This window comes from Mycobacterium sp. 663a-19 (genome assembly GCF_035616495.1).
Classification (GTDB): domain Bacteria; phylum Actinomycetota; class Actinomycetes; order Mycobacteriales; family Mycobacteriaceae; genus Mycobacterium.
In genome coordinates this window covers 14,769-29,163 of record NZ_JAPJAV010000004.1, presented here as the reverse complement: position 1 = coordinate 29,163, position 14,395 = coordinate 14,769, and the positions used below count along the sequence as shown (strand labels likewise).

Annotated in this window: 13 protein-coding genes and 1 riboswitch; of the genes, 1 reads left to right on the top strand and 12 read right to left on the bottom strand. The window is 70.3% G+C overall.

Annotated elements, in window-relative coordinates; genetic code table 11:
• The first annotated feature begins 23 nt into the window (after positions 1 to 23).
• A complete protein-coding gene (locus tag OQ968_RS08755) occupies positions 24 to 884 on the top strand; it encodes a haloalkane dehalogenase (RefSeq protein WP_324676748.1) in 861 nt (286 codons plus the stop codon).
• A gap of 15 nt (positions 885 to 899) precedes the next feature.
• Here OQ968_RS08755 and gcvP read toward each other — a convergent pair whose 3' ends face one another.
• The 12 genes from gcvP to OQ968_RS08695 all read right to left on the bottom strand — a co-directional run bounded on the left by gcvP (position 900) and on the right by OQ968_RS08695 (position 14,376).
• Positions 900 to 3,677, bottom strand: a complete 2,778-nt coding sequence (gene gcvP, locus OQ968_RS08750; RefSeq protein ID WP_420715874.1) for an aminomethyl-transferring glycine dehydrogenase — start codon at positions 3,675 to 3,677, stop codon at positions 900 to 902.
• Positions 3,678 to 3,897: 220 nt separating this feature from the next.
• A riboswitch (glycine riboswitch) is annotated at positions 3,898 to 3,995 on the bottom strand.
• Positions 3,996 to 4,125: 130 nt separating this feature from the next.
• Positions 4,126 to 4,752, bottom strand: coding sequence for a MerR family transcriptional regulator (locus OQ968_RS08745; RefSeq protein WP_324676744.1), 627 nt, complete (start codon positions 4,750 to 4,752; stop codon positions 4,126 to 4,128).
• 292 nt (positions 4,753 to 5,044) lie between these two features.
• On the bottom strand, positions 5,045 to 5,539 hold the full coding sequence (locus OQ968_RS08740; protein WP_324676742.1) for a bifunctional nuclease family protein: 495 nt from the start codon (positions 5,537 to 5,539) through the stop codon (positions 5,045 to 5,047).
• Positions 5,540 to 5,640: 101 nt separating this feature from the next.
• On the bottom strand, positions 5,641 to 6,390 hold the full coding sequence (locus tag OQ968_RS08735) for a MerR family transcriptional regulator (protein WP_324676740.1): 750 nt from the start codon (positions 6,388 to 6,390) through the stop codon (positions 5,641 to 5,643).
• Positions 6,390 to 6,875 (bottom strand): glycogen accumulation regulator GarA, encoded by a 486-nt coding sequence (gene garA / locus OQ968_RS08730; protein ID WP_324676738.1) that lies wholly within the window; start codon positions 6,873 to 6,875, stop codon positions 6,390 to 6,392. Before garA ends, OQ968_RS08735 begins: the two co-directional genes overlap by 1 nt.
• A 166-nt stretch (positions 6,876 to 7,041) precedes the next feature.
• Positions 7,042 to 7,440 carry a glycine cleavage system protein GcvH gene (gene gcvH, locus OQ968_RS08725; protein ID WP_324676736.1) on the bottom strand — a complete coding sequence of 133 codons (399 nt, stop codon included), beginning with the start codon at positions 7,438 to 7,440 and terminating at the stop codon, positions 7,042 to 7,044.
• 36 nt (positions 7,441 to 7,476) lie between these two features.
• Positions 7,477 to 8,274, bottom strand: a complete 798-nt coding sequence (locus OQ968_RS08720; protein WP_324676734.1) for a DUF881 domain-containing protein — start codon at positions 8,272 to 8,274, stop codon at positions 7,477 to 7,479.
• Positions 8,275 to 8,292: 18 nt separating this feature from the next.
• Positions 8,293 to 8,625, bottom strand: coding sequence for a small basic family protein (locus OQ968_RS08715; RefSeq protein ID WP_067118246.1), 333 nt, complete (start codon positions 8,623 to 8,625; stop codon positions 8,293 to 8,295).
• Between the two features lie 58 nt (positions 8,626 to 8,683).
• Positions 8,684 to 9,604: a DUF881 domain-containing protein gene (locus tag OQ968_RS08710; protein WP_324676730.1), complete on the bottom strand. Its 921-nt coding sequence runs from the start codon at positions 9,602 to 9,604 to the stop codon at positions 8,684 to 8,686.
• Positions 9,597 to 10,226, bottom strand: a complete 630-nt coding sequence (locus tag OQ968_RS08705) for a CDP-alcohol phosphatidyltransferase family protein (protein WP_324676728.1) — start codon at positions 10,224 to 10,226, stop codon at positions 9,597 to 9,599. The genes OQ968_RS08710 and OQ968_RS08705 overlap by 8 nt, the downstream gene beginning before the upstream one ends.
• Positions 10,227 to 10,297: 71 nt before the next feature.
• Positions 10,298 to 12,631 carry an accessory Sec system translocase SecA2 gene (gene secA2, locus OQ968_RS08700; RefSeq protein WP_324676726.1) on the bottom strand — a complete coding sequence of 778 codons (2,334 nt, stop codon included), beginning with the start codon at positions 12,629 to 12,631 and terminating at the stop codon, positions 10,298 to 10,300.
• Positions 12,632 to 12,738: 107 nt separating this feature from the next.
• Positions 12,739 to 14,376 (bottom strand): acetolactate synthase, encoded by a 1,638-nt coding sequence (locus OQ968_RS08695; RefSeq protein WP_324676724.1) that lies wholly within the window; start codon positions 14,374 to 14,376, stop codon positions 12,739 to 12,741.
• Positions 14,377 to 14,395: the final 19 nt, after the last annotated feature.

Sequence of the window (14,395 nt, the reverse complement as noted above, 5' to 3'; positions counted from 1 at the left end):
CGGCCGCCTGACAGACTGGGGTAATGCGCATCGACTTCACCCCGGACCCGCGGCTGTACCCGTTCGAGTCGCGCTGGTTCGACAGCTCGCGTGGCCGCGTCCACTACGTCGACGAGGGAAGCGGGCCACCCATCCTGTTCTGTCACGGCAACCCGACCTGGAGCTTCCTGTACCGCGACATCATCGTCGCGCTGCGCGACCGATTCCGTTGCGTCGCACCGGATTACCTCGGTTTCGGGCTCTCCGAGCGCCCGGCGGGGTTCGGCTACAAGATCGACGAGCACGCGACGGTGGTCGGCGAGTTCGTCGACCACCTCGGCCTGGACGGCTACCTGAGCATGGGCCAGGACTGGGGCGGGCCGATCAGCATGGCCGTCGGCGTCGAACGCGCCGACCGGGTGCGCGGCGTGGTGCTGGGCAACACCTGGTTCTGGCCGGCGGACACCTTCGCGACGAAGGCCTTCAGCCGGGTGATGTCCAGCCCGCCGATGCAGTACGCGATCCTGCGGCGCAACTTCTTCGTCGAACGGCTCATCCCGGCGGGAACGGCGCGCCGGCCCGGCGCCGCGGTGATGGCGCACTACCGCGGCGTGCAGCCCAGCGCCGAGACGCGCAAGGGCGTGGCCGAGATGCCCAAGCAGATCCTGGCCGCCCATCCGCTGCTGGAACGGCTCGCCGCGGAGGTGCCGGCCAGGCTCGGCGCCAAGCCGGCGCTGCTGGTGTGGGGGATGAAGGACGCCGCCTTTCGGCCCGGGCCGACGATCCCGCGGATGCGGGCCACCTTCCCCGACCACGTCCTGGTGCAGCTGCCCGACGCCAAGCACTTCATCCAGGAGGACGCTCCCGACGAGATCGCCGCGGCGATCGTCGAGCGCTTCGGCTGACGTGCCGGTAGCGCCCTAGGCGAAGGCCTCCACCGGCGGGCAGGAGCAGACCAGGTTGCGGTCGCCGTAGGCGCTGTCGATGCGGCGCACCGGCGGCCACACCTTGGGCCGGAACGCCTTGCCCAGCGGGTAGGCCGCCTGTTCGCGGGTGTACGGGTGATCCCAGTCGGAGACCGCCAGGCACTCGGCGGTGTGCGGTGCCCCCCGCAGCGGGTTGTCATCAACAGGCCACTCCCCCGCGCCGACCCGGTCGATCTCGCCGCGGATGGCGATCATCGCCTCGCAGAAGGCGTCGACCTCGGTCAGGCTCTCGCTCTCGGTGGGCTCGACCATCAGCGTGCCGGCAACCGGGAAGCTCATGGTGGGCGCGTGAAAACCGTAGTCCGCCAACCGTTTTGCGACGTCGTCGACGGTCACCCCGGTCGACTTGGTGATACCGCGCAGGTCCAGGATGCACTCGTGGGCGACCATGCCGTTCTCGCCGGTGTAGAGCACCGGGAAGTACTCGTCGAGGCGGCGGGCGATGTAGTTGGCCGACGCGATCGCGGTCAGCGACGCCGCCCGCAACCCGTCGGCGCCCATCATCCGGATGTAGGCCCAGGTGATCGGCAGGATCGAGGCGGACCCGTAGGGCGCCGACGACACCGGCCGGCCGTTGGGCAGCTCCGGGGCGTACGGGTGACCCGGGAGGTACGGGGCCAGGTGCGCGCGCGCCGCGACGGGACCGACGCCGGGCCCGCCCCCGCCGTGCGGTATGCAGAACGTCTTGTGCAGGTTCAGGTGGCTGACGTCGCCGCCGAACTTCCCGGGCCGGGCCAGCCCGACGAGCGCGTTGAGGTTGGCGCCGTCGATGTAGACCTGGCCGCCGGCGTCGTGGGTGGCCGCGCAGATCTCGGCGATGTCGTGTTCGTACACGCCGTGCGTCGACGGGTAGGTGATCATCAGCGCCGCCAGCCGGTCGGAGTGCTCGGCCACCTTGGCGCGCAGGTCGTCGAGGTCGACGTCGCCGTTGTCCCGGCAGGCCACGACCGCCACCCGCAGCCCGGCCAGCGCGGCCGACGCCGCGTTGGTGCCGTGCGCGCTGGCCGGGATCAGGCAGACGTCGCGGTGCGGTTCGCCGCGGCCGGCGTGGTAGTCGTGGATCGCCAACAGGCCGGCGTACTCGCCCTGCGAGCCGGCGTTGGGCTGCAGCGAGACCGCGTCGTAGCCGGTGATGGCCACCAGCCAGCCCTCCAGGGCGGCGATCAGGCGGCGCAGCCCGGCGCTGTCGGAGGCGGGGGCGAACGGGTGCAGGCGCGCGAACCCGGGCCAGGTGATCGGCTCCATCTCGGCGGCGGCGTTGAGTTTCATCGTGCAGGATCCGAGCGGAATCATGCTGCGGTCCAAGGCGATATCCTTGTCCGCTAGCGTCCGCAGGTAGCGCATCATCGCCGTCTCGGTGCGGTACTGCGTGAACGCGGGATGTGTCAGAAACTCCGACGTGCGGCTCACGATGCCGGCGCACGCCGGCTCGGCGGCCGCTGAAACTCCGAACGCGTCGAGCACCGCCGCCACATGTTCGTCGGTGGTGGCCTCGTCACAGGACACCGAGACGTGGTCGTCGTCGACCCGCCACACGTTGATACCGCGCTCCTTGGCGGCGGCCTGGATCTGCGCCGCACGGCCCGGAACCCTCGCCAGCACGGTGTCGAACAGCTTGTCGTGCACCACCGCTGTGTCGGCCGCCGAGCCCAACGCCGCGGCGATCGCCTCGGCGTGGGCGTGCACCCGGCGGGCGATCGCGGTCAGGCCGTCGGCGCCGTGGTAGCTGGCGTACATGGCCGCCATCACGGCCAGCAGCACCTGCGCGGTGCAGATGTTGCTGGTCGCCTTGTCGCGGCGGATGTGCTGCTCGCGGGTTTGCAGAGCCAGCCGGTAGGCCGGCGATCCGTCGGCATCCACCGACACCCCGACCAGCCGGCCCGGCAGCTGGCGTGCATGGTTGGCGTGCACCGCCAGGTACCCGGCGTGCGGACCGCCGAATCCCATTGGCACACCGAACCTTTGGGTGGTGCCGAACGCGACGTCGGCACCGATCTCGCCGGGTGGCGTGATCAGTGTCAGGGCCAACAGGTCGGCGCCGACGGCGACCAGCGCGCCCCGGTCATGGGCCTGGGACACCAGGGCCGACCAGTCCGTGATCCGGCCGCTGGCGCCGGGCAGCTGGGCGACGACACCGAAGAACTCGCCGTCGGGCAGGCCGTCACGCAGGTCGGCGGTCACGATCTCGATGCCGAGCGGCTCGGCGCGGGTGGCCAGCACCGCGGCGGTCTGGGCGAACACGTCGGTGTCCACCGCCAGCCGGTTGGCGGAGCCGCGCGACGCCCGGTGCATCAGCGTCATGGCCTCGGCGGCCGCGGTGCCCTCGTCGAGCAGCGACGCGTTGGCGACCTCGAGGCCGGTGAGGTCGGCCACCATGGTCTGGAAGTTCAGCAGCGCCTCAAGCCGGCCCTGGCTGATCTCGGGCTGATACGGCGTGTAGGCGGTGTACCAGGCCGGGTTCTCCAGGATGTTGCGTACCAGCACCGGCGGGGTGAGCGTGTCGTAGTAGCCCTGCCCGATCATCGACACGGCCACGGTGTTGGCGTCGGCCAGGGCGCGCAGCTCGGTCAGCGCCTCGACCTCGCTGGCGGCCGGCGGCAACACGTCCAGGCCCGGCGCGGCGGCGCCGTCGGGCCGCTTGTCGAGGATGCCGGACGGGACCGCCTTGGCCGCCAGCTCTTCGAGCGAGTCGACACCGATGACGGCGAGCATGGCCGCGACGGCCGGGCCGTCCGGGCCGATGTGCCGGGCTGCAAATGACTGGTCGAACACTGGCGAACTCCTGATGGGGCCAGAGGGACGGGTGGCCCTCTCCCTCTGTCTTCACCCAGTCGCCGGGTGCCTGAGAGATTCGGCGCCGGTCCTTTCGGCGGCGCCTTTCCCCATCGGCGGGTGCGCCCGCTGGCGGTCGCACCACTTTCCAGAGGCATCGTTGTCTTGCGCGGTCCGGGTGCCTGAGAGGTTGACGGAGAGGTATTGCTCCTTCGGCGTCCGTGACTGGCGATCACGGAACTCTCCCGCACGAGGGCGATGCGGCGACCAGTTTACCCGGCGCCCCAAATGGCCCGCGAGCGTCCGCATATGTACTGCGACACGCCGTAAATCGTGTACAAATGAGCGCCCTCGCGCGGACGAGAGGGGCCGAAGAGGGCCGCGGGTGCTAGCCGATTTTGCGGTCGCGATGCTTGCGCCGGGACGCCAGCTCGTCCTCCGGGGCGTCGATCGACTCGCCGCCGTCGGCCCGCTCGCCGGGGAAATCGGCGATCACTCCGGTCAGCTCGCGCATCGCGCCGGACACCGCGATGCCGAACACGCCCTGGCCACCCTGCAGCAGGTCGACGACCTCTTCGGCCGACGTGCACTCGTAAACCGTGGTGCCGTCGGAGAACAGGGTGATGTTCGCCAGGTCCTGCACGCCGCGCTGGCGCAGATGGTCCACGGCGACGCGAATGTTGTGCAGCGAGATCCCGGTGTCGAGCAGGCGCTTGACGATCTTGAGGACCAGGATGTCCTTGAACGAGTAGAGCCGCTGGCTGCCCGAGCCCGCCGCGCTGCGAATCGACGGAACCACCAGCGACGTGCGCGCCCAGTAGTCCAGCTGGCGGTAGGTGATCCCGGCGATCTGGCACGCGCTCGGCCCGCGGTAGCCGACCAGCTCGTCGGGCACGGAGTCGTCGGGGAACAGCCCGGGCTGCACGGGCGCGCTCGGCGCGGAGACGCCGGGGTCGGTCGTGGCGTCCGCGTGGTCAGCTAGGTCCAGCTGCTCTTGACGTGGCTGCTCGCTCACGGTGGGTTCCTCTCGCCGATCGCGCTCTCGTTGTAGCTGCGGCATCGACTGCGTCCGCAGCCATGTTTGCTCAGGCCCGAGTGCTAGAGAGCTTACGCTTTTCGATAGCTGCCGCGCCTTAGTCGTCCTCAAAGTATGGCCGCCGCGGGGGTAAGTCGGGGGACTATCCGCCAGGCGTGTCGAGATCGCGGGCCCAGATGAGACGCATCCGTGATGTCGGTGTCCACCCTGGTCGTCGTGCACACCACGCCGCGGCCGGCCCGCCGGCCTGCGAATTCCCAGCTTGCCCGGGTCAGGTGGCCTTGAAATCGTCGGGGGACACGCTGTCGAGAAATTCTTTGAATTTCTCCACCTCGTCCTCCCGGACGGCGGTGTTGGATTCCTCGTCGCTCTCGTCGGGGATCAGCAGGCCGGCCTGGGCGAGGACGGCCTCCTCGACGTAGATCGGGACGCCGACCCGCAGGGCGATCGCCACCGAGTCCGACGGACGCGCCGACACCGTGATGTTGCGGTCGAAGACCAGGTCAGCGTAGAAAGTGCCCTCCTGCAGGTCGACGATCCGCACCTCCTTCAGCGAATGCCCAAGCGCGGCAATGAGATCCCTGATCAGGTCGTGCGTCAACGGCCGCGGCGGCTCGACGCCCTGTTGCTCGAGCGCGATCGCGGCGGCCTCGGACTGGCCGATCCAGATCGGCAAGTAGCGGTCACCGTCGGCCTCGCGCAGTAACAGCACCGGCTGGTTCTGCGGCTGCTCCACGCGAATGCCGACAACACGAACTTCACCCATCTGTGTCTGCCCTCCGCACATGCCGCGACTCACACTCGGCGTGACGACGCGGTGCAACACCATGCCGCCGAACACCAATCTAACGAACGAAAGTCTAGTCCTCAGCGATGCAGAACGTCGCGAACGGCAGACTTGATCAACGAGGTATGCAAAGTGATGGCCAGTGCCGCGACCTCACGCGCCAGGTCGTCGGCGCGATCCAGCGCCCCGGCCTTGCCGGCTTTGACTACCGGCCCGGCAATTTGGGCGATCAGGTCCGACTGCCGGTCGGCCGCCGAGCGGAAGGCGCGCAGGTGTCGCGGCTCGACGCCGTAGTCGGCCAGGGCCCGCGCGCACTGCAGGATCACCACCGCGTGTTCGTCGAACAGCCCGCCGGGACCGGTGGTGATGACCCCCGCCTTGAGCAGCGCGGTGAGCAGGTCGTCGTCCACGCCGGAGCGTTCCAGGAGATCCTCGCGACTCAACCGAACCCGGGTGGGCGCCACCGCGGCCGGATCGGATCCGGGCCCGACGGCGGCGCGATCGCCACCCGCGACGGACACCAATCGCGGTACGCCGTAAGGCGATCCGACCGGCGGCAGTTCGCCGTCCGGCTGGGCGTCCAGCTGCGCCCGGATCACCTTCAGCGGCAGGTAGTGGTCGCGCTGCGCGGTGAGGATGAAGCGCAGCCGGGCGCAGTCGTATGCGGTGAACCTGCGGTAGCCCGAGGCAGCGCGCTGCGGCGTCACCAGTCCCTCGGCCTCCAGGAAACGAATCTTGGAGATCGTGACATCGGGGAAATCCGGCCTCAGCAGTTCGAGGACCGCCCCGATCGACATCCCGGCCAGCGCCGGGCTATCGGGCGCGCTCACTAGCCTGAAGATCCTCCCTCGTCGTCACCCTGCTTCGGCCCGGTCAAGAACACCAGGCGGAACTTGCCGATCTGCACCTCGTCGCCGTTCGCCAGCACCGCCGAGTCCACCGGCTCCCGGTTGACGTAGGTGCCGTTGAGGCTACCAACATCGACGACGTGGAAGTCGTTGCCTTCCAACCGGAATTCGGCGTGGCGACGGCTCACGGTGACGTCGTCGAGGAAGATGTCGCTGTCCGGGTGCCGGCCGGCGGACGTGATGGCCTGGTCGAGCAGGAAGCGTGAGCCGGCGTTCGGCCCCCGTTTGACGACCAGTAGGGCCGAGCCCGCGGGCAGCCCTTCGACCCCGGATACCGCGCTCTCGGCTCCCGCCTGCGCCGGAGCGTCCAGCTCGTTGAGGAAGTCGGCCCGGAAGACAGAGGTCGTCTCCACCGTGACTTCGTCAGCGTTCTGGTCGTCCTGTTTTCCTGAGTCCTTGTCCGTCACGCGCTGCTCCTCACTGGCCGCTGTGGCGTTGTCTGACCGGGCCGCTCGGCCCGCTTCCCACTGGGTGCTCTGCCTTCACATTCTGATCTGTTGACCGTACCGCGCACCGGTCGGCGATGTCCCCACCACTGCGCGGATCGACAGGCTGCAGGGACATTAGCAATCGTCATTCGGTCAGTGTGCCGCGGTAGGCCTCGGCGTCAAGCAGCTCCGCGATGGCCGAATCCAGCCCGGCGGCATCCGAAACCCGGACGTCCACCAGCCAGCCGGCGCCGTACGGGTCGGAGTTGACCAGTTGCGGACTGCCGTCCAGATCGCCGTTGACGGCGGACACCGTGCCCGACACCGGCGCGTACAGGTCCGACACCGACTTCGTCGATTCCACCTCGCCGAACGATTCGCCCGCGGTCAGCTCGGTGCCCACGTCGGGAAGCTGAACGAAGACGACATCGCCGAGCGCCGACTGCGCGAAGTCGGTGATCCCGATCCGCGCGGTGTCCTCCCCGCTGCGGCGAACCCACTCGTGCTCGGCGGTGTAGTGCAGGTCGGGCGGGATGTCGCTCACGATGTTCCTGTTCTGCTCGGCTCTAGCAAGGCAAGTTCACTTGACGGGCTGAGCGTATTGGTGCGGTTTTGGTTGTCGCAAGGTGGTCACGTCCACCCGGTCGGCCTGCTGCACCGACATCCGCGCACCCACCCGCTTGATGCTGTCCTGCGCGCCGCCCGGGATGTTCATCGCGGCGGCCAGGGTGGGCGGATCGCCAATCGCCAGAATCGAATACGGCGGCGACAGCGTCTTGTTGTCGACGGTCAGCGAGCCGGGGGTGCCCACGACCCAGGTGTCGCCGCCGACCCGCACCGACTGGCGGGTGTCGTTGGTCTCGATCGCCTCGGCGCCGGCGGCGCGCAGCTCGTTGATCACGTCGAGCATCACCTCGGGTGACACTCCGGGGCCGGGGTCGTCGATCGTGACGGTGACGCCGGGCCCGGTCGCGCCGACGGCGCCGACCAGGATGGACAGCGCGGCCAGCCGGGCCTGGGCGCTCTGGATGGCGGCCTGGTCGGTGTTGCCGGACGCCTGCAGCTGGTTGAGCGTGTTCTGCAGGTCGTTGACCTCGGTGTTGAGCGTGGCCTCGCGCTGCCGCAACGAGTCCAGCAGCACCAGCAGGTCCGCGGGGCGGGCCGTGTCCAGCGAGTCACCCGACTTGGTCTGGCGGACCTGGGTGACGATGGCGAGCCCCAGCACCAGGCACAGCACGACGGCCAGCGCCCCGAACAGCAGCCGGGAGCGACCGCCCCGCAGCGGCCCGTTCCCGGGGCGGGGACGGTCGGCCGGCAATTCGTGGCGGCCCCGCGGGCCGTCTTTCGTCGGGTCCCGGTCTGTCGGATCCTGGCTCACGCTGACCTCATCCCCGGGTCATGCCCCGAACAGCCGTCGCCGCAGCGCGGCCGCGTTGCCGAAGATGCGGATGCCCAGCACGACGATGATCGCGGTGGACAACTGCGTGCCGACGCCCAGCTGATCGCCGACGTAGACGATCAGGGCGGCCACGAAGACGTTGAACACGAACGAAACCACGAACACCTTCGGATCGAAGATCCGCTCGAGGTAGGCGCGCAGCCCGCCGAACACCGCGTCGAGCGCGGCGACCACCGCGATGGGCAGATACGGCTGGACGACCTCGGGCACGGCGGGATGGAAAACCAGCCCGAGCACGATGCCGACCGCCAGCGCCGCGATGCCGATCATGCGCGGGTTCCCGTCCGCGCCCGTCCCAGCGCGACCTGTCGTAACCGAACTTTTCTCACTAGGGCCCAATCTGTTTGGCGAACTTGACTTCCCGGACCGATCCGGCCGGCAGCGAAAGACCGTCGGAGACGTTGACGGTGACGCCGACGCCGTAGGAGACCTCCAGCAGCCTAAGGCGCTGCAGCCCCGGACTGGCATCGAAGACGTCCCGCATCGAGTGCGGCGGCCCTATCGCGAGGATCGTGTACGGGCTGCCGGTGGGGTTGTTGTCGATCAGGATCGCTCCCCCAGCCTGCCGGATCGTCACGTTCGGCCCGATCCGCACGCCGCCCACCGAAATCGCTTCGGCCCCGCTGGCCCACAACGAGTTGACGACGAGCTGCAGGTCCCGGTCCAGGATGATCTGCCTGCTGCCATTCACCCGCTGCTTGGACACGTCGGAAAGGTTCGGGCCGGCGCCCGGCTCGGTCACCGTCACGGTCAGGCCCGGGCCGATGACCGGCGTGCTGGCCGCGGCCAGGCCGAGCGCGTCGAGCCGGCCCAGCAACCGTCGCCCCTCCGCGTTGTCCGCCAGCGCGTGCCGCTGCACGTCGTCGACCCGGGCCGACAGCGCGCCGCGCCGCTGGGCCAACCTGGCGTCGGTGTCCTCGGTCGACCGGACGCTTCGCACCAGCAGTTGCTGGGCCGAGCGCACGCCGGGCTCCACCGAGCGGGCCTGGGCGACCGCGGCGGCGAACACCGTGGCGACCAGCAGCGCCGCCAGGGCCTGCCACAGCCAGCCGGCGGTGCGCGCCCGCGCGGTTCTGGGCGATTCGGCGCCGCGGCGTTTTTCGGCCGCCGCGGCGTAACCGGGGTCCAGGTGTTCGGACAGCAGGGCGCGCAGCAGCGACGGCACCGGGATCAGCGTCGGCCGCGTCGCGTGCGCGCTGCGCCCGGCGTTGGGGTCGTAGCCGCCGAGCAGGCGGTCGGGTTCAGCCATGCTCGCCCGCCTTGCGGGCCACGGGCTGGCGGCGGCGTTGCCCGAGCCTGGGCATCCGGCGAACGACCAGCACCATCTGCACCGCGTACAGCACGAACGCCCACAGGTAGGCGTAGAGGCCCCAGATCAAAAATCCCCAGCCGCAGGCGCCGATCACCCTGCTCCACAACGCATCCCAGGTGCCGAGCAGGACCAGCGGGAAGCCGGCCATCAGCGCGAAGGTGGCCGCCTTGCCGACGTATGTCACCGGCAGCGCCGACAGCCCGCGGCTGCGCAGCAGGGGCAGCGTCGCGGCCAACAGCCCGTCGCGCACCAGCAGCGTGACGACGAACCACCACGGCAGCACCGTGTCCAACGCCATGACGACGGGCACGGTGATCATGTAGAGGCGATCGACCGCCGGGTCCAGCAGGACGCCCAGCCGCGACGACTGGTTCAGCATCCGGGCGATCTTGCCGTCGGCCCAGTCGGAGGCGCCGCTGAACATCAGGATCGCCACGGCCCAGCCGTTGGCGTGCGCGAACATCAGGGCGTAGACGAACACCGGGATCAGCGCCAGGCGGATGGCGCTCAGCGCGTTGGGCACGGTCAGCACCCGGTTGGGTGGAGGCACCTGCTCCATGAGCCGTGACCTTAACGCGGGTGCCGGGCGGCCCGCAGCGCGGACCGGCGGCGCCGCGCTTGCGATCGCCGCTAGCGGAACACCCCGGGCAGGCTCAGCGTGGACAGCGTGTCGTCCGACAGCGGGTTGTCGTTGACCATGTAGGTCCACGTCGACGTCGGCCGCGCCAGCTTGGACAGATCCAGCCCCGGCTCCTCCTCGAGCACGTTCGCGGTCTCGAACGTCTGCTGCGCCGCCTCGATCGCGTCGGCGGCCAGCGAGGCGAACGCGTCGACGGCCAACCGGTGGAACTCGTCCAGCGGGTTTTGCCGGCCCAGCGCGCGCAGGTGGATGCTCTCCCGGATGTCGGCGAGGTAGGCCAGATGGTCGGCCCAGCCGCGGTCGAGGTGATAGAGCATGATCAGCCGGCAGATCGTCTCGAGCCGTTCCTCCGAGACGTGCTCGGCCAGCTCCTTGTACCGTTTCGGTGCCAGCTCGGCGAGTTCCTCGCGCGCGGTTGCGGTGCGCAGCAACGTGTTTCGCCGGTCGACGATGATGGCGCGCTGCTGGGCGATCAGCTGGTTGTAGCGCCAGGTGTTCGCGTGCACGTCGAGCATCCGGCCCTCGGCGACGCGCTGGGCGTGGTCGAGCAGGCCCGCCGCCTTGGGGCTGACGATGCGGCCGTCCCCCTTTTCCGGGTCGGTCTGCATCGGCAACTTGTTGCGCTCGAGGTTGGCGACGACGACGTCGTCCTCCCAGCTGGAGAAGAACACCGACGACCCGGGGTCGCCCTGGCGTCCGGCCCGGCCGCGCAGCTGGTTGTCCAGCCGCTCGGTGTGATGCCGGCCGGTGCCGACCACGTGCAGCCCGCCCAGTTCGGCGACCCTGTCGTGGTCGGCCTCGTCGGATCCGCCGAGCCGGATGTCGGTGCCGCGGCCGGCCATCTGCGTGGACACCGTGACGGACCCGAACTTGCCGGCCTCGGCGATCACCTGCGCCTCCTCGGCGTCGTTCTTCGCGTTGAGCACCACCGCGGGCACGCCGCGGCGCAGCAGCCGCTCGTGCAGCTCCTCGGATTCGGCGACGTCGCGGGTGCCGACGAGCATCGGCTGCCCGGTCTCGTGCACCTCGGCGATGTGCTCGACGATCGCGTCGTTCTTGGCCGCGGCGGTGATGTAGACCCGGTCGGGCTCGTCCTCGCGAATGTTGGGGGTGTTCGGCGGAATCGGGGAGACGCCGAGCTTGTAGAACTGGCGCAGCTGCTCCCCGGCGGCCAGCGCGGTGCCGGTCATGCCGCACACGGTGGCGTAGCGGTTGATCAGCGCCTGCACCGTGATGGTGTCGAGCACCTCGCCCGTCTCGGTGGTCTCGATGCCCTCCTTGGCCTCGACGGCGGCCTGCAGGCCGTCGGGCCAGCGCTGCAGCTGCGCGATGCGGCCGCGCGAGGCGTTGATCAGGTGCACGGCGTCGTCCCGGACGATGTAGTGCACGTCGCGGTGCAGCAGCACGTGGGCGTGCAGCGCCACGTTGACCTCGGTCAGCGTGGTCCCGACGTGTTCCTCGGAGTACAGGTCGATGCCGCCGAGCGCCTTTTCCACCTTGCGCGCGCCGACGTCGGTCAGGTGCACGTTGCGGCTGTCGGCGTCGGTGTCGTAGTCGGTGCCGGCTTGCAGCTCGCCGACCAGCTTGATGATCTCCAGCCGCGGCGTCTCGCGGTGCGTGGTGCCGGCCAGCACCAGCGGCACCAGCGCCTCGTCGACCAGCACGGAGTCGGCCTCGTCGATAAGGGCCACATCGGGATTGGGCGACACCAGGTCGGCGACGTCGGTCACCAGCTGGTCGCGCAGCACGTCGAAGCCGATCTCGTTGACCGACGCGTAGGTGACATCGCAGCCGTAGGCCGCCCTGCGCTCCTCGCTCGTCGACTCCGCGGTGATCCAGCCGACCGTCAGGCCCATGGCCTGAAGCAGCGGGCCCATCCACTCGGCGTCGCGGCGGGCCAGGTAGTCGTTGATGGTGACCACGTGCACGTGCCGGCCCGCCAGCGCGTAGCCCGCGGCCGCGATCGCGCCGGCCAGCGTCTTTCCCTCGCCGGTGGCCATCTCGATCACGTCGCCGTCGAGCATGCGCAGCGCGCCCAGCAGCTGAACATCAAAGGGCCGCAACCCCGTTGACCGTTCGGCGGCCTCCCGGGCGATCGCCAGGAACTGTGCGATGTCGTCGGACTCGGCGAGATCGTCGAGGTTGAGCAGCCCCGCCGCCTTGCGCAGTTGCTCGTCGGTGAGGCCGGCGGCTTCCTCGTCGTAGTCCGACGAGGCGCCCACCTGGGTGAGCGAACGGTTGCGGTTCTTTTCGGTGCTGGCGCCCAGCAGTCGCCAGAATCGGCTGCTCAGGCGCCCGGGTTCGGCGCGGGTGGTCTTTGGCACAGGTCAACGGTACGCGACCTTCCCACCACGGCGAGCGTGCGCGTTTGCACACGACAAGCCGCGTGGCGGCGTACAACTGCGCACGCTCACGGCAAAGGGCGGGTGTCCTAGGCGAGGTTGGAACGGCGTGGGTAGGCGATGCTCGGGTCGGTGAGCACGTTGACGGCGGCGGGCAGGCCGCTGGCGAAGGCGCGCTCCAGCGCGGGCCGCAGCTCGGTGGGCGCGGACACCAGCTCGCCGTGGCCACCCAGGGCGCGCACCACCTCGTCGTAGCGTGTGCCCGGACGCAACTCCGCGACCACCGAGTAGCCGTAAATCGCCTCCATCGGGTGCTTTTCGAGCGCCCAGATCCCGTTGTTGCCGATCACCGACACCACCGGCACGTTGTGCCGGACCAGCGTGTCCCACTCCATGCCGCTGAAGCCGAACGCGCCGTCGCCCTGCAGCAGCACGACCTGTCGGCCCGGGTGGGCCAGCTTGGCGGCCAGCGCGTAGCCGGGGCCGGAGCCCAGGCAGCCGAAGGGGCCGCTGTCCAGCCAGCAGCCCGGCAGATAGCTGTCGATGACGCGGCCGGCATACGACCCGAAGTCGCCGGCGTCGATCACCACGATGGCATCGCGGTCCAGCAGCGGCGCCAGCTCGGCGTAGACCCGCATCGGGTGCAGCGGGACCCGCTCGTCGCCGAGCTCGGCGGCCTCGGAGCCGCGGGTGGCGGTCTCGGCCGCTCGCAGCTCGCCGATCCAACCGCGATGCTCCCCCGGCCCGGCCAGCGCTGACAGGATCGACGTCAGGTCGCCGTAGAGCCCGGCCGCGACGGGGCGCGGGTGTTCGCGGGCCGGCTCCACCCGATCGGCGACGACCAGCTGGGTCTGCGGCCCGAAGACCTTGCCGAACCCCAGCCGGAAGTCCATCGGCACCCCGACCACCAGCGCCACATCGGCCTCGCCCAGCGCCTTCGCGCGCACCCGCGAGAACGCCAGCGGGTGGTCGGCGGGCACCGCGCCGCGGGCCATGCCGTTCATCAGCACCGGGATCTGCCGCTCCTCGGCAAGGCGCAGCAGCGCCGCCTCGGCGTGTCCCCACCAGACGTTGGTGCCCGCCATGATCACCGGCCGCTGCGCCCCGGCGAGCAGGCCCGCCGCGCGGTCCAGGGCCGTGCCGTCGGGTGCGCCGCCCGGCGGGACGTCGCCGAGCGCGCCGGGGCGGCCCGGGTCCTCGGACACGGAAAACACGTGGTCCATTGGGAAGTCGACGAATCCCACGCCGGACGGGGCGCGCACCGCCGCGCGCAGGGCGTCGTCGACGAGCCGGCCGGCGTCCTCGGCCGACTGGGCGGTGGCCGCGAAGCGGGCCAGCGGCGCGACGAACGGCACGTGGTCGATCTCCTGCAGCGAGCCCATGCCCCAGCGTTGCGCGGGCGCCCGGCCGCCGAGCACCACCAGCGGCGACTGGTTCTGCTGCGCGGCCGCCATCGCGCTCATTCCGTTGGTGACGCCGGGCCCGGCGGTGAGCGCGGCCACGCCCGGCACCCTGGTCACCTTCGACCAGCCCTCGGCGGCGAAGGTGGCCGTCTGCTCGTGGCGGGTGTCGATCAGCCGGATGCCCTCGTCGCGGCAGCCGTCGTAGATGGAGAACAGGTGGCCGCCGGACAGCGTGAAGACGGTGTCGATTCCGCTGGCCTTGAGCCGGCGCGCGATGAGACGGCCGGCGTGCACGGTCTGGCTGGACGGAGCCTCGATGCTCATCCAGGCAGCCTATCCATAC

Bases quoted from the DNA above. Each gene is read 5' to 3' on its own strand.
- OQ968_RS08755 (WP_324676748.1), top strand. From the start codon at position 24: ATGCGCATCGACTTCACCCCGGACCCGCGGCTGTACCCGTTCGAGTCG.
- gcvP (WP_420715874.1), bottom strand. From the start codon at position 3,677: ATGCTCGCCGTCATCGGTGTCGACTCGCTCGAAGAGCTGGCGGCCAAG.
- OQ968_RS08740 (WP_324676742.1), bottom strand. From the start codon at position 5,539: ATGGGTGAAGTTCGTGTTGTCGGCATTCGCGTGGAGCAGCCGCAGAAC.
- OQ968_RS08715 (WP_067118246.1), bottom strand. From the start codon at position 8,625: ATGATCGGCATCGCGGCGCTGGCGGTCGGCATCGTGCTCGGGCTGGTT.
- OQ968_RS08710 (WP_324676730.1), bottom strand. From the start codon at position 9,604: ATGGCTGAACCCGACCGCCTGCTCGGCGGCTACGACCCCAACGCCGGG.
- OQ968_RS08705 (WP_324676728.1), bottom strand. From the start codon at position 10,226: ATGGAGCAGGTGCCTCCACCCAACCGGGTGCTGACCGTGCCCAACGCG.
- OQ968_RS08695 (WP_324676724.1), bottom strand. From the start codon at position 14,376: ATGAGCATCGAGGCTCCGTCCAGCCAGACCGTGCACGCCGGCCGTCTC.